This is a genomic window from Actinomadura alba (assembly GCF_014323705.1).
In the GTDB taxonomy this organism is placed as follows: Bacteria; Actinomycetota; Actinomycetes; order Streptosporangiales; family Streptosporangiaceae; genus Actinomadura_C; species Actinomadura_C alba.
On sequence record NZ_JABVEC010000014.1, the window covers coordinates 27,480 to 40,515 of the forward strand.

Annotated in this window: 11 protein-coding genes; 4 read left to right on the forward strand and 7 right to left on the reverse strand. The window is 73.2% G+C overall.

Annotated elements, in window-relative coordinates:
• Window positions 1–42 precede the first annotated feature (42 nt).
• Together HKK74_RS19275 and HKK74_RS19280 are read left to right on the forward strand one after the other, a co-directional pair.
• Window positions 43–981 (forward strand): aldo/keto reductase, encoded by a 939-nt coding sequence (locus HKK74_RS19275; RefSeq protein WP_187244641.1) that lies wholly within the window; start codon window positions 43–45, stop codon window positions 979–981.
• Window positions 974–2,731, forward strand: coding sequence for a helix-hairpin-helix domain-containing protein (locus tag HKK74_RS19280; protein WP_246491756.1), 1,758 nt, complete (start codon window positions 974–976; stop codon window positions 2,729–2,731). The genes HKK74_RS19275 and HKK74_RS19280 overlap by 8 nt, the downstream gene beginning before the upstream one ends.
• Before the next feature lie 81 nt (window positions 2,732–2,812).
• On the opposite strand, the gene fabI is transcribed toward HKK74_RS19280, so the two are convergent.
• Together fabI and HKK74_RS19290 are read right to left on the reverse strand one after the other, a co-directional pair.
• Window positions 2,813–3,589 carry an enoyl-ACP reductase FabI gene (gene fabI / locus HKK74_RS19285; protein WP_187244642.1) on the reverse strand — a complete coding sequence of 259 codons (777 nt, stop codon included), beginning with the start codon at window positions 3,587–3,589 and terminating at the stop codon, window positions 2,813–2,815.
• A gap of 1 nt (window position 3,590) precedes the next feature.
• Window positions 3,591–4,349: a beta-ketoacyl-ACP reductase gene (locus tag HKK74_RS19290; protein WP_187244643.1), complete on the reverse strand. Its 759-nt coding sequence runs from the start codon at window positions 4,347–4,349 to the stop codon at window positions 3,591–3,593.
• 180 nt (window positions 4,350–4,529) lie between these two features.
• Between HKK74_RS19290 and HKK74_RS19295 the strand changes: the two genes are divergently transcribed.
• Together HKK74_RS19295 and HKK74_RS19300 are read left to right on the forward strand one after the other, a co-directional pair.
• A complete protein-coding gene (locus tag HKK74_RS19295) occupies window positions 4,530–6,029 on the forward strand; it encodes a TldD/PmbA family protein (protein WP_312881613.1) in 1,500 nt (499 codons plus the stop codon).
• Complete coding sequence (locus HKK74_RS19300; protein WP_187244644.1) at window positions 6,026–7,423, forward strand: metallopeptidase TldD-related protein; 1,398 nt, start codon at window positions 6,026–6,028, stop codon at window positions 7,421–7,423. Before HKK74_RS19295 ends, HKK74_RS19300 begins: the two co-directional genes overlap by 4 nt.
• Window positions 7,424–7,456: 33 nt before the next feature.
• Here HKK74_RS19300 and iolD read toward each other — a convergent pair whose 3' ends face one another.
• Genes iolD through HKK74_RS19325 form a run of 5 tightly spaced genes read right to left on the reverse strand, consistent with a single transcriptional unit; the run spans window position 7,457 to window position 12,966 of the window.
• Window positions 7,457–9,361 (reverse strand): 3D-(3,5/4)-trihydroxycyclohexane-1,2-dione acylhydrolase (decyclizing), encoded by a 1,905-nt coding sequence (gene iolD, locus HKK74_RS19305; protein WP_187244645.1) that lies wholly within the window; start codon window positions 9,359–9,361, stop codon window positions 7,457–7,459.
• A complete protein-coding gene (gene iolB / locus HKK74_RS19310; protein WP_187244646.1) occupies window positions 9,358–10,266 on the reverse strand; it encodes a 5-deoxy-glucuronate isomerase in 909 nt (302 codons plus the stop codon). Before iolB ends, iolD begins: the two co-directional genes overlap by 4 nt.
• Window positions 10,263–11,153 (reverse strand): Cgl0159 family (beta/alpha)8-fold protein, encoded by an 891-nt coding sequence (locus tag HKK74_RS19315; RefSeq protein ID WP_187244647.1) that lies wholly within the window; start codon window positions 11,151–11,153, stop codon window positions 10,263–10,265. The genes iolB and HKK74_RS19315 overlap by 4 nt, the downstream gene beginning before the upstream one ends.
• Window positions 11,150–12,097, reverse strand: a complete 948-nt coding sequence (gene iolC / locus HKK74_RS19320; protein WP_187244648.1) for a 5-dehydro-2-deoxygluconokinase — start codon at window positions 12,095–12,097, stop codon at window positions 11,150–11,152. The genes HKK74_RS19315 and iolC overlap by 4 nt, the downstream gene beginning before the upstream one ends.
• Window positions 12,097–12,966, reverse strand: coding sequence for a TIM barrel protein (locus HKK74_RS19325; RefSeq protein WP_187244649.1), 870 nt, complete (start codon window positions 12,964–12,966; stop codon window positions 12,097–12,099). Before HKK74_RS19325 ends, iolC begins: the two co-directional genes overlap by 1 nt.
• Window positions 12,967–13,036 lie beyond the last annotated feature (70 nt).

Here is a 13,036-nt window from a genome sequence, read left to right on the forward strand (position 1 = left end):
CCGTGGTGAGCCGGCCGGCGCCGTCCGGTAACCTCCGCGTCCATGAAGCAGCGTCGCCTCGGGCGGAGCGGGCTCACGGTCTCGCGGCTCGGGCTGGGCACGATGACGTGGGGACGTGACACCGACACCGGTGAGGCGGCGGCCCAGCTCACGGCGTTCGTCGACGCCGGCGGCACGCTGCTCGACACCGCCGACGTCTACAGCGAAGGCCAGAGCGAACTGCTGATCGGCCACCTCCTGCGCGAGGTCGTCCCCCGGGACGACCTGGTCATCGCCACCAAGGCCGCCATCACGCCGGACGGCCACTATGACGCGTCCCGCCGCCACCTGCTCGGCGCGCTGGACGCCTCGCTCGACCGGCTGGGGGTCGACCATGTAGACCTCTGGCAACCGCACGTCTACGACCCCGCCACCCCGCTCGAGGAGACCCTCTCCGCGCTGGACGAGGCGGTCTCCTCGGGCCGGGCGCGCTACGCGGGGGTGTCGAACTACGCGGCGTGGCAGCTGGCCAAGGCGACCACCTGGCAGCGATCCTGGCCGGGCCGGGCACCGATCGTGTCGACCCAGGTGGAGTACTCCCTGTTGCACCGCGAAATCGAGCGCGACGTCGTACCCGCGGCACTCGACGCGGGGGTGGGCGTTCTGCCGTGGTCGCCGCTCGGCCGGGGCGTCCTCAGCGGCAAGTACCGCACCGGCATCCCCGCCGACTCACGCGCGGCGACCCCGCATTTCGCCGAGTTCGTCCAGCCCTACCTCGGCGAGGACAGCCGCCGCATCGTGGAGTCGGTGGCGACCGCCGCCGACGGCCTCGGGGTCTCCCCGCTGGCCGTCGCCCTCTCCTGGGTGCGCGACCAGCCCGGGGTGGTGGCCCCCATCATCGGCGCCCGTACGTCAGGCCAGTTGCTCGGCATCCTGGAGACCGAGCAGCTCACCCTTCCCCAGGAGATCCGCGATGCCCTCGATGACGTCTCCGATGTCTGAGCTCGCCGAACTGTTCGCGGCCACGGGCGTCCCGGCGGCCCAGGTCGCCCGCGTCACCTCCCGCCTCGGCGACAGCGCCGCCGCGCGGCTGCGCGAAGACCCCTGGCGGCTGCTGCTCGTCCCCGGTGTCGGGCCCGGGCAGGCCGACGGCTTCGCCCGCCGCGTGCTCGGCCCCGAGGCCACGCCGGGCGACGAGCGGCGGTGCCGTGCCCTGGTGACGCATCTGCTGATGAACGCGGCCCGTGCGGGGCACACAGCGACGCCGCTGCCGGATGTGCTGGCCGAGCTCGCGAAACTGCGCGTGCCCGATCCCCCGCGCGCGGTGGAGGCGGCCCTCGACGAGGCCGCGGTGATGGCCTTCATCGAGGAGCCCGATGAGGCCGAGGACTTCGACGACATGGCGGACTTCGGAGCGGCCGGTGCCCCGGACGGCGAGCCGCCCGAACCTCCGCAGACCCTCGCTCCGGCGCGGTACGGACTGGCCGAGGAGGCCGTGGCCGAGGGGGTCGTACGGCTCGCGGCGACGGCGGAGCCGCTGCTCGACGAGCCCGCGCTCGAGGCGGCGCCGGCCGGTCCGGCGGGAGGGCACGGAGCCGCCGTGACCGCCGCGGTCCGGTACGGGGTGAGCGTCGTGACCGGATCCCCCGCGGACGTGGAGCCGGCGATCACCGCGCTGGCGGGAGCCGCGGCCGCCGGAGGGCGGCGGGTGGCGGTCGCCACCGCGACCGCGCTCGCCACCGCGGCCGTCACGGTACCCGCCGGGACGACGGTCGAACCGCTGCACCGGCTGCTCGACGCGCGGGAGGTCGAGGGCGGCATCGCGTTCGCCCGGGGTGAGCAGGCGCCGCTGGACTTCGACCTCGTGATCGTGCAGGAGGCGTCCGCGCTCGACGTGGAGCTCGCCGCCGCTCTCGTTGAGGCATGCGCGGACGGGACCCATCTGGTGTTGTGCGGCGATCCCGCGGTGCTGCCGCCCGTCGGGCCCGGCCGCGTCCTCGCCGACCTGGCCGAGTCCGAGACGGTCCCGGTCGTCTCCGTGAACGCCGCGGAGGACCCGGCCACCGGCGCGGAGGGCGGGGCCGTCCGCCGTCTCGCGGCCGCCGTCGGGCGGGGCGAGCTACCCGAGGTCGACTCGCCGGAGCGGGAGGTCGTGGTCGTGGCCGCGAGCGGAGACGGCGAGGCGGTCCACCGTGCGGTGCAGCTCGTCATCGACTCGATCCCGCGTGCGCTGGGCATCCCGGTCGAGGACGTCCAGGTCGTCACGCCCGCCTGGTCCGGCGACGCGGGCGCGGCGGCGCTCAACCGGGCGCTGAAGGACCGGCTCAACCCCGGGCCGGGCGAGCACGCCGGCTTCGACGTGGGTGACCGGGTCGTGGTCTACGGCGCGCTGGCACAGGCACCGACGGGCGAGACCGGCGTGGTCACCGCCGCCGACGAGCGCGAGCTGGAGGTCGCCTTCGCGGCCGGCCCGGTCACGGTGCCGGTACCGCTGCTGCCGCGGCTCCGCCACGGGTGGGCGATCACCGCGGCCCAGGCACACGGCACGCGGTGGCCCGCCGTGGTGGCGGTCCTGCCGGCCGAGGCCGCCGGCCAGCTGTCCCGGCCGATGGTCGTCACCGCCTTCACCCGGGCCCGCCGGCACCTGTCGGTGGTGCAGGCGGCCGGGCCCGCGCTCGCCCGCGCGGTCGGCTCGCCCGATACGCCGGGCTCGCGGCGGCGCACCCGGCTCGTCGGGCTGCTGCGCGGCTGATCGGCCGCGGGGATCCACCGGCGGGGCCGCCGCCCGTTCGCCGGGCCGGCCCGCGCCGGTCCGGCGCGGATCGGGCGCCGGTCAGGCCCCCATCGCGTGCACGCCGCCGTCGACGTGCACGATCTCGCCGGTCGTTGCCGGGAACCAGTCCGACAGCAGCGCCACGCACGCGCGCGCGGTCGGCTCTGCGTCGGCGATGTCCCAGCCGAGCGGGGCGGTCTTGGGCCAGAGCTCGGTGAACTCCTCGAAACCCGGGATGCTCTTGGCGGCCATGGTGGTGAGCGGCCCGGCCGCGACCAGGTTCACCCGGATGCCCTCCGGGCCGAGGTAGCGGGCAAGGTAGCGGGAGCAGGACTCCAGGCCGGCCTTGGCCACGCCCATCCAGTCGTAGACAGGCCACGCCTTGGTCGCGTCGAAGTCCAGTCCGACGACGGAGCCGCCGCCCTTCATCAGCGGCAGGCAGGCCATCGCGAGGGCCTTCAGCGAGTACGCCGACACGCCCATCGCCGTGGAGACGTCCTCCCACGAGGTGTTCAGGAAGTTGCCGCCGAGTGCGGTCTGCGGCGCGAAGCCGATCGCGTGCACAACCCCGTCGAGGCCGTCGACGTGCCGCCGGACCTGGTCGGCGAGCCCGTCGAGATGCTCGGTGTTCATCACGTCGAGTTCGATCACCGGCGGCGGGTTGTCCGGCCCGGAGGGCAGCCGCTTGGCGTAGCGCGCCGTCAGGGTCGGCCGGGGAAAGGCCGTGAGCACGACCTCGGCACCCTGCTCCTGCGCGATCCTCGCGACGTGGAAGCCGATGGAGGCGTCGGTGAGGACGCCGGTTACGAGGATGCGCTTGCCGTCGAGAAGTCCCACGTCAGTGCCCCATTCCCATGCCGCCGTCGACCGGGATCACGGCCCCGGTGATGTAGGCGGCGTCGTCGCTCGCCAGGAACCGTACGACCTTGGCGATCTCATCGGCGGTCGCGATGCGGCCCAGCGGGATGTGCTTTTTGATCTCCGCGTGCCGGTCTTCGCCCAGCGCCGCGGTCATGTCGGTCTCGACGAACCCGGGGGCGACGACGTTGGCGGTGATGTTGCGCGAGCCGAGCTCGCGCGCCAGCGAACGGGCGAAACCGACCATGCCCGCCTTGGAGGCGGCGTAGTTGGACTGCCCACCCGAGCCCAGCATGCCCACGACGGAGGAGACCAGGATGATCCGCCCCTTGCGCTTGCGCATCATGCCCTTGACCGCGCGCTTGGAGACGCGGAAGGCACCGGTCAGGTTGGTGTCGAGAACCGAGCTGAAGTCGTCCTCGCTCATGATCGCTAGGAGCGTGTCCTTGGTCATCCCGGCGTTGGCCACCAGGACCTCGACCGGCCCCTGCTCGGCCTCGATCTTGCCGAAGGCGGCGTCGACGTCCTCTGAGCTCGTCACGTCGCACTTGACGCCGAAGAACCCTTCGGGGGGGCCGCCGGACCGATAGGTGACGGCCACGGAGTCGCCCGCGGCGGCCAGCTGCCGGGCGATGGCGAGCCCGATGCCCCGGTTGCCCCCGGTCACGAGCACCGATCTGCTCTGCACCGATCCGCTCTGGCCACCGGCGCGGTCGCCGCCCCCGGTCTCGCCACTCATCGCTGAACCTCCGTACCTCATCGCGTACCGCATCGCACCGATTCGACCTCGGTGAGCGTATCGGGCTACCAGCAGGTAGCCAGATGTGGCGGACCGACAAGAACGGCCGGGCGGCCTTGTCGCCCCGCGCGGTTCCGGCCGGTTCGACGTGCTACGGATCACGCGCGATAGGTTGCCCTGGTGCACCAGATCGATCCCGCCTTCGCCGCCCTGCCGCTGCGGGCGCTCGCCGACGCCGCGCTGGCCCGCGCCCGGGAACTGGGCGCCGAGCATGCCGACTTCCGGCTGGAACGCATCCGCAGCCAGACACTGCGGTTGCACGACGCCGCACTTGAGACCTCCCTCGACGCCGACGACGTCGGCCTCGCCGTACGCGTGGTCAAGGACGGCACCTGGGGATTCGCGTCGGGCATCGATCTGACGCCCGCGGCCGCCGCGCGGGTCGCCGAGCAGGCGATCGAGGTCGCGGTCGTCGCTTCGGCGATCAACCGGGAGCGCATCGAACTCGCCCCCGAGGCCGTGCACGGCGAACGCACGTGGATCTCGGCCTACGAGACCGACCCGTTCGACGTGCCGACCGGCGACAAGGTCGCGCTGCTGACCGACTGGAGCAGGCGGCTGCTCTCCGACGACCGCGTCGACCACGTCGACGCGACACTGCTCCAGGTGAAGGAGAACAAGTTCTACGCCGACACGGCGGGCACGCGCACGACGCAGCAGCGGGTGCGGGTGCATCCGGTCGTCGAAGCCGTCGGTGTCCGCGACGGCGCCTTCGACTCGATGCGCACGCTGGCGCCACCGGCCGGGCACGGTTACGAGTGGCTGACCGGCACCGCGTGGGACTGGGACGCCGAACTGGCCGCGATGCCGGACCTGCTGGCCGAGAAGCTGGCCGCGCCGTCCGTCGAACCCGGCGTCTACGACGTCGTCGTCGACCCGTCCAACCTGTGGCTGACCATCCACGAGTCGATCGGCCACGCCACCGAGCTCGACCGGGCGCTCGGCTACGAGGCCGCCTACGCGGGCACGTCGTTCGCCACCCCGGACCTTCTCGGCTCGCTGCGGTACGGCTCCGAGGTCATGAACGTCACCGGCGACCGCACCGCCGAGCACGGGCTGGCCACCATCGGCTACGACGACGACGGGGTGCAGACGCAGTCGTTCGACATCGTCAAGGACGGCATGTTCGTCGGCTACCAGCTCGACCGGCGGATCGCCCATCTCACCGGGCGGCCGCGCTCCAACGGCTGCGCGTTCGCCGACTCGCCGTCGAGCATGCCGCTGCAGCGCATGGCCAACGTCTCGCTGCGGCCCGCGGACGGCGGGCCGTCGACCGACGAGCTCATCGCCGGGGTCGACCGCGGCGTCTACATCGTCGGTGACAAGAGCTGGTCGATCGACATGCAGCGCTACAACTTCCAGTTCACCGGCCAGCGGTTCTACCGGATCGAGAACGGGCGGATCGCCGGTCAGCTGCGGGACGTCGCCTACCAGGCGACGACCACCGACTTCTGGAGGTCGATGGAGGCCGTGGGCGGTCCGCGGACCTATGTGCTCGGTGGCGCGTTCAACTGCGGAAAGGGCCAGCCCGGCCAGGTCGCGGCGGTGAGCCATGGCTGCCCGTCGGCGCTCTTCCGCGGGGTCAACATCCTGAACACCCTGAAGGAGGGCGGCAAATGACGCCTCAGGAGTCGGTGGAGAGGGCGCTCGCGCTGTCGCGCGCCGACGACTGCATCGTCATCGCCGACGAGTCGAGCGGGGCCAATCTGCGCTGGGCCGGCAACACGCTGACCACCAACGGCGTCAGCCGGTCCCGGCGGCTCACGGTCATCGCCCTGCGGAACACCGGCGACGGCGTGTCCACGGGCGTGGTCTCGCGGGCGGGGGTCGGCCCCGACCAGATCGAGGACCTGGTCCGGGCGGCCGAGCGGGTCGCGGCCGACAGTGAGCCGGCCGAGGACGCCGCCCCGCTGATCACCGAGAGCGCCGAGGCCGGCGACTGGACGGGAACGCCCGCCGAGACCTCCATCGGCGTCTTCGCCGGGTTCGCCCCCGCGCTGGGTGAGGCGTTCGCGGCCGCCGCCTCGACCGGCCGCAAGCTGTACGGCTTCGCGCATCACGAGATGACCTCGACCTTCGTGGGCTCGTCCACGGGCCTCCGGCTGCGGCACGACCAGCCGACCGGCAAGGTGGAGATCAACGCCAAGACCGGCGACATGTCGAGCTCGGCGTGGACCGGGGTGAGCACCCGTGACTTCACCGATGTCGACGTGACGGCCCTCACCGCCGAGCTGACCCGCCGGCTCGACTGGGGCAAGCGGCGCGTGGCCCTCCCCGCCGGGCGCTACGAGACGCTCCTCCCGCCGAGCGCGGTCGCCGACCTGATGACGTACCTGTACTGGTCCGCCGGCGCCCGCGCGGCGCACGAGGGCCGTACGGTCTTCAGCGCGCGGGAGCGGAACGGCGACGCGGGTGGCACGCGGGTGGGCGAGACGCTGGCGAACCTGCCGATCCGGCTGTACAGCGACCCCGGCGCCGAGGGGCTGGAGTGCGCTCCGTTCGCCATCAACCACGCCTCCGGCGGCGACTCCTCGGTGTTCGACAACGGCGTACCGCTCCGGCCGACCGATTGGATCGCGAACGGGAGGCTGAGCGCGCTGCTGCAGAGCCGGCACTCCGCGTCACTCACCGGCCTGCCGCTCACTCCCGAGATCGACAACCTGCTGATGAGCGGCCCGGCCGGCGGCGCCCCGCTCGACGAGATGGTCGCCCGCACCGAACGGGGACTGCTCCTGACCTGCCTGTGGTACATCCGGGAGGTCGACCCGCAGACGCTGCTGCTCACCGGGCTCACCCGTGACGGGGTCTATCTCGTCGAGGACGGCGAGGTCGTGGGCGAGGTGAACAACTTCCGGTTCAACGAGAGCCCCGTCGACCTGCTGTCCCGGCTGGCGGAGGTCGGCGAGACCCGGCGCACCCTCCCCCGGGAGTGGTCGGACTACTTCACCCGCGCCGCGATGCCGGCGATCCGGATCCCGGACTTCAACATGTCGACGGTGAGCCAGGCGTCCTAGCCCCGGGGCGCTCGCGGCCCCGGGGTGCTTCGCTCAGAGATAGTGGCGCTGGGCCTTCTTGTCCTCGTCGTAGCGGGCCCGCGCCGCGCGGGTCGTGTCCAGCTCCGACACCTCGGCCACCGGCACGTCCCACCAGGCGTCGCTGTCGGGCGCGGGCGCCAGCGGGTCGGTCTCGACGTGCACGACGGTCGTCCGCGACGACGCCGTGGCCTCCCTCAGCGCTTCGCGCAGCTCGGCGATCCCCTCGGCGCGCAGGACGTCGGCACCGAGGCTGGCCGCGTTGGCGGCCAGGTCGACGGGCAGCAGCTCTCCGTCGAGCCCGCCGGTGTCCTCGGAGCGGTACCGGTAACGGGTGCCGAACCGCTGCGCGCCCACCGACTCCGAGAGGTTGCCGATGGAGGCGAAGCCGTGGTTCTGCACGAGCACGACGACGAGCTTGACGCCCTCCTGCACCGCCGTGACCAGCTCCTGCGCCATCATGAGGTAGGAGCCGTCGCCGACCAGCACGAACACCTCACGGGCCGGGCCGGATCCGTGCGCCGCGGCCTCCTCGAGAGCGGCCATCTTCACGCCCAGGCCACCCGCGATCTCGTAGCCCATGCAGGAGAAGCCGTACTCCACGTGGTAGCCCTTGGGGTCCCGTGGCCGCCACATCTTGTGCAGGTCACCAGGCATCGATCCGGCCGCGCACACCACCACGTCGCGGGGTCCGGCGATCTCGTTGACGACGCCGAGGACCTCCGACTGCGCGGGCAGCGGGCCGTGCCCGAGGCCGTACGCCCGGTCGACGGTCGCGTTCCACGACGCGACCAGCCGACCGGTCCGCTCGCGGTGGCCCTCCTCGACATGGTGGCCGTCCAGGGCGGCGGACAGCGCGGCCAGCCCGGCGCGGGCGTCGGCGACCAGCGATACGCCTCCGTGCTTCGCGGCGTCGAAGGCGGCGACGTTGAGGTTGACGAAGCGCACCGCGGGGTCGGCGAACACACTCCGCGAGGCCGTGGTGAAGTCGCTGTAGCGGGTGCCGACGCCGAGCACCACGTCGGCGTCGCGGGCGAGCGCGTTGGCGGCGGTCGTGCCGGTCGCCCCGATGGCGCCCACCGCGCACGGGTGGTCCCACGGCAGGGCGCCCTTGCCCGCCTGGGTCTCGCCCACCGGGATGCCGGTGCTCTCGGCGAAGGCGGCGAGCTCGGCGGTGGCGCCGGAGTAGATGACGCCGCCGCCCGCGACGATCAGCGGCCGCCGCGCGCCGCGCAGCAGCTCGGCCGCCCTGTCCAGCGCCGCCGGTTCGGGAACCGGCCGCCCGACGTGCCACACCCGCCGGTCGAACAGCTCGTCCGGCCAGTCGAACGCCTCGGCCTGCACGTCCTGCGGCAGCGAGAGCGTCACCGCGCCGGTCTCGGCCGGATCGGTGAGCACGCGCATGGCGGCGAGCAGCGCCGAGGGCAGCTGCTCGGGCCGGGTGATCCGGTCCCAGAACCTCGACACCGGCCGGAACGCGTCGTTGACCGACACGTCGTACGTGCGCGGGTCCTCAAGCTCCTGGAGCACCGGGTTGGCCGCCCGGGTGGCGAAGACGTCGCCGGGCAGCAGCAGTACCGGGATCCGGTTGATCGTCGCCAGCGCGGCGCCGGTCACCATGTTGGTCGCGCCCGGGCCGATCGAGGAGGTACAGGCGAGGGCCCTCAGGCGATCGTGCATGCGGGCGTAGCCGACCGCCGCGTGCACCATCGCCTGCTCGTTGCGGGCCATGTAGAAGGGCAGTTCGGCGGTGCCGGTCCGCTCCGCCTCGAGCAGCCCCTGGCCGAGACCCGCGACGTTGCCGTGCCCGAAGATGCCGAAACAGCCGCCGAAGAACCGCCGCTCCACGCCGTCGCGCTCGGACCACTGGGCGGCCAGGAACCGCACGATCGCCTGTCCCACCGTCAGTCGCGTGCTCATGAGGCGCCCTCCGTGGTCGTGGTCGTGTTCGGGGTCGTGCCCGTCGCCGTGCCCTTCGTCGTGCCCGTCCCGGTCAGCGGCAGGCGGGGATCCATCTCCTGCGCCGCCCAGTCCCGCCGCACCCAGGCGTGGGCCGGGTCGTCGCAGATGCGCCAGGCCCGCTCGGCGGACGGCCCGGCCATCACGTTCAGGTAGTAGAGGTCGTAGCCCGGCACCGCCATGGAGGGGCCGTGCCAGCCGTGCGGGATCAGCACGACGTCGCCGGTGCGGACCTCGGCCAGCACGTCGATGGGGCGGGTGTCGGTGCCGTAGACCCGCTGGTAGCCCATGCCCTCGCGGGACACCTCGAAGTAGTAGATCTCCTCCAGGACCGACTCGCCCGGCCGGTCCGCATCGTGCTTGTGCGGCGGGTAGGACGACCAGTTGCCGTCCGGGGTGAGCACCTCGCAGGCGATGAGCCGGTCGGCCTCGAAGGCCTCGGGCGTGCAGAAGTTGTTGACCTGGCGGCTCGCCCGCCCGGCGCCGCGCAGCTCCACCGGTATGCCCTCGGCCGGCCCGTACCTCGCGGTCAGCCGGTTCTCGCAGCGGGCCGCGGGGAGCGCGAACCGGCCCCGGCCGGTCACGGTCACGGTCGCGTCCCGCGGGGCGTAGGCGAAGTCGGTCACCCGGGAGAACACGCTCGCCCGGCCCTCGAGCTCGAACGTCCGCCCGTCGCAGACGACCGTGCCCGCACCGGCGAGCGGCAGCACGAGCGTCTCGAACTCACCGGTGCTCAGGGTGATCGAGCCACCGGCGCCGAGGTCCAGGACGCGCAGGGCCGACCGATCCCACCCCGCCGCCTCGGGTGTGACTTCCAGGGCGTACGAGTCCGTCGCGGTGCTCCCCGCGCGCAGATGGTGTTTCATCGCAGCACCTCCACGGCCGCGTCGACCGCCGCCTCGACGTCGCCGCCCGGCGGGTAGAGCAGCGACCGGCCGACCACCAGGCCCCGCACGGTGGGCAGCGCGAGCGCCTTGCGCCATCCGGCCAGCGCGGCGCCGGGATCATCGGGTACCTCGCCGCCGAGGAGCAGGGCGGGCAGCGTCGACGCGGCCATCACCCGCTCCATGTCGGCGACCACCGGCACCTTGAGCCAGGTGTACGCCGAGGTCGTGCCCAGCGCCGACGCGATCGCGATCGCCCGGATCATCGCCTCGGGGGTGAGGATGTTGCGGACCCGCCCGTCGACCCGGTGCGACAGGAACGGCTCGACCATGCTCACCAGGCGGTGCGCGGCCAGCTCGGTCACCGCGTGCGCGCAGGATTCCAGCGTACGGACGGTCGCGGGATCGCCGGTGTCGACACGCAGGAGCATCTTGCCGCCGTCCAGGCCCGACGCGGCGATGGCGGCGGCGTCATAGCCGGTGAACCGGTCGTCGATCTCGAAGGACGAGCCGGCCAGCCCGCCCCGGTTCATCGAGCCCAGCACGACCTTGCCGTCGAGCGCACCGAGCAGCAGCAGGTCCTCGACGATGTCCGGCGTGCCCAGCACGCCGTCCACGCCGGGGCGGCCGAGCGCGAGGCACAACCGCTCCAACAGGTCGCGCCGGTCACCCATCGCAAGCGGATCCCGGCCGGCGGCCAGCGCACCACGGCCCGGGTGGTCGGCGGCGACGATCATCAACCGGCCGGACGCGCCGAGCAGGGAGTCCCGCCGGACCCGCCGCCGCGCCGCGTCCTCGATCGCCGCGGGACCGGTGGCCCGCATCTCGACGAGCGCGTCGAGCCGCTCACGGAACGTTCCTTGCGTCATGGGCGAATCCCCTCCATGAGCCCCTCCACCTCGGCGGCCGTCGGCATCGCCGGCGCGCAGGCCAGCCGGGAGGCGACGATGGCGCCCGCCGTGTTGGCGAACCGGACGGTCCGCTCGATGTCCCAGCCGGCGAGGAGCCCGTGGCACAGAGCGCCACCGAAGGCGTCGCCCGCGCCGAGGCCGTTGACCACCTCGACCTCCACGGGCGGCACCTCCACGCTCCGCGAGCGGGTCGCGGCCAGGACCCCCTTGGGTCCCTGCTTGACGATGGCGAGCTCGACCCCGAGGTCCAGCAGCGCCCGCGCCGCCGCGTGCGGCTCACGCTCTCCGACGGCGACCTCGCACTCGTCGAGGTTGCCGACCGCGACGCTCACGTCCCCGAGCGCGGCCAGCACCCACTGCCGCGCCTCCTCCGGAGCGGACCAGAACATCGGCCGGTAGTCCAGGTCGAGCACGGTGAACTCGGCCCGCGCCCGCGCCGCGAGGGCGGCGAGGGTCGCCGAGCGGCTCGGCTCCTCCGACAGCCCGGTCACGGTCGCCCAGAACACCCGCGCGGAGCGGATGGCCGTCAGATCCAGCTCGTCCGGCTGGATCTCCAGATCGGGCGCCTTCGGAACCCGGTAGAAGTACAGCGGAAAGTCGTCCGGCGGGAAGATCTCGCAGAACGCGAGCGGCGTCGGCAGCCCCGGCACGGCGCTCACATGACGATCGTCCACCCCGTAGTCCCGCAGCGCCCGGTGGATGTACCGGCCGAACGGATCGTCACCGGTCCGGGTGATCACCGCGGTACGGCGCCCGTAACGGGCCGCCGCGACCGCGACGTTCGTCGGGCTGCCCCCGAGGTACTTTCCGAACGTCTCGACGTCCTCCAGCGCCACCCCGACCTGGTCCGGATAGAGGTCGACGCTGACCCGCCCCATCGTGATCAGCTCTGCGGGAGGCATCAGGCGACCTTGCGCAGGTACTCGACGGCCGCGGCGACGTCGGCGTAGGGGCCGTCGCCGGCCGGCGGCTCGGCGTCGAGGACGGTGTCCTGTTCCATCACGTACCACCCGTCGTAGCCCGCGCCCTCGAGGGCGCGCACGATGCCGGCGATGTCGACGTCACCGGTACCGAGCGGCCGGTAGATCCCGGCGCGCACCGCCGCGGTGTAGGTCAGTTCGCCGCCTTGGACCCGGGCGGCCAGCGCAGCGTCGACGTCCTTCAGGTGCACGTGCGCCACGCGCGTGGCGGACGATCTTGCGAGCTCCACGGGATCGGTGCCGCCGATGAGCAGGTGGCCGGTGTCGAGGCACAGGGCGATGCCGGAGCCTTCCAGCACCTGCTCGACCTCGGCCCGGCGCTCGACGACCGTTCCGACGTGCGGGTGCAGCGTGGCGCGCACGCCGCGCCCGGCCGCGTGGCGGTCGATCCGGTCGAGGTTGCCGAGCAGCCTCGACCAGGCATGTTCGTCCAGGTTCGGCCGCCCGTCGTAACCGTCGAACCCGGTCGCCGCGGCGAGGACGAGCGTGCCCGCCTCTCCGAAGCCGTCGAGCGCCCGGTCCACCTCGGCGAGCGGGTCCGCGGCCGCGTCGTGCAGCACCACCGGGACGAACCCGCCCACCGCCCGCAGCCCGTAGGAGCCCAGCAGGGCCGAGCGGTCGGAGGCGGCCGTGGGAAGGAACCCCTCCGGCCCGAACTCGGTGGCCGCCACTCCAAGCCGCCGCATCTCACCGAGCACCCGCTCCGGTGTCAGCTGGTGACCCCAGCCGGGCACCTCGCAGACTCCCCACGAGATGGGAGCCCCGGCGATCCTGTCGGCGATGGAACTCATCGACCCCCCTCATCAGACCGGTAGGCCGGCTTGCCGGCACGGCCGAGTCTGCTGACCGGGCGGCCGACGT

What these genes read in the sequence shown, in the direction of transcription:
- HKK74_RS19275 (WP_187244641.1), top strand. Translation starts at nt 43, where the DNA reads ATGAAGCAGCGTCGCCTCGGGCGGAGCGGGCTCACGGTCTCGCGGCTC.
- HKK74_RS19280 (WP_246491756.1), top strand. Translation starts at nt 974, where the DNA reads ATGTCTGAGCTCGCCGAACTGTTCGCGGCCACGGGCGTCCCGGCGGCC.
- HKK74_RS19290 (WP_187244643.1), bottom strand. Translation starts at nt 4,349, where the DNA reads ATGAGTGGCGAGACCGGGGGCGGCGACCGCGCCGGTGGCCAGAGCGGA.
- HKK74_RS19300 (WP_187244644.1), top strand. Translation starts at nt 6,026, where the DNA reads ATGACGCCTCAGGAGTCGGTGGAGAGGGCGCTCGCGCTGTCGCGCGCC.
- iolD (WP_187244645.1), bottom strand. Translation starts at nt 9,361, where the DNA reads ATGAGCACGCGACTGACGGTGGGACAGGCGATCGTGCGGTTCCTGGCC.
- iolB (WP_187244646.1), bottom strand. Translation starts at nt 10,266, where the DNA reads ATGAAACACCATCTGCGCGCGGGGAGCACCGCGACGGACTCGTACGCC.
- HKK74_RS19315 (WP_187244647.1), bottom strand. Translation starts at nt 11,153, where the DNA reads ATGACGCAAGGAACGTTCCGTGAGCGGCTCGACGCGCTCGTCGAGATG.
- iolC (WP_187244648.1), bottom strand. Translation starts at nt 12,097, where the DNA reads ATGCCTCCCGCAGAGCTGATCACGATGGGGCGGGTCAGCGTCGACCTC.
- HKK74_RS19325 (WP_187244649.1), bottom strand. Translation starts at nt 12,966, where the DNA reads ATGAGTTCCATCGCCGACAGGATCGCCGGGGCTCCCATCTCGTGGGGA.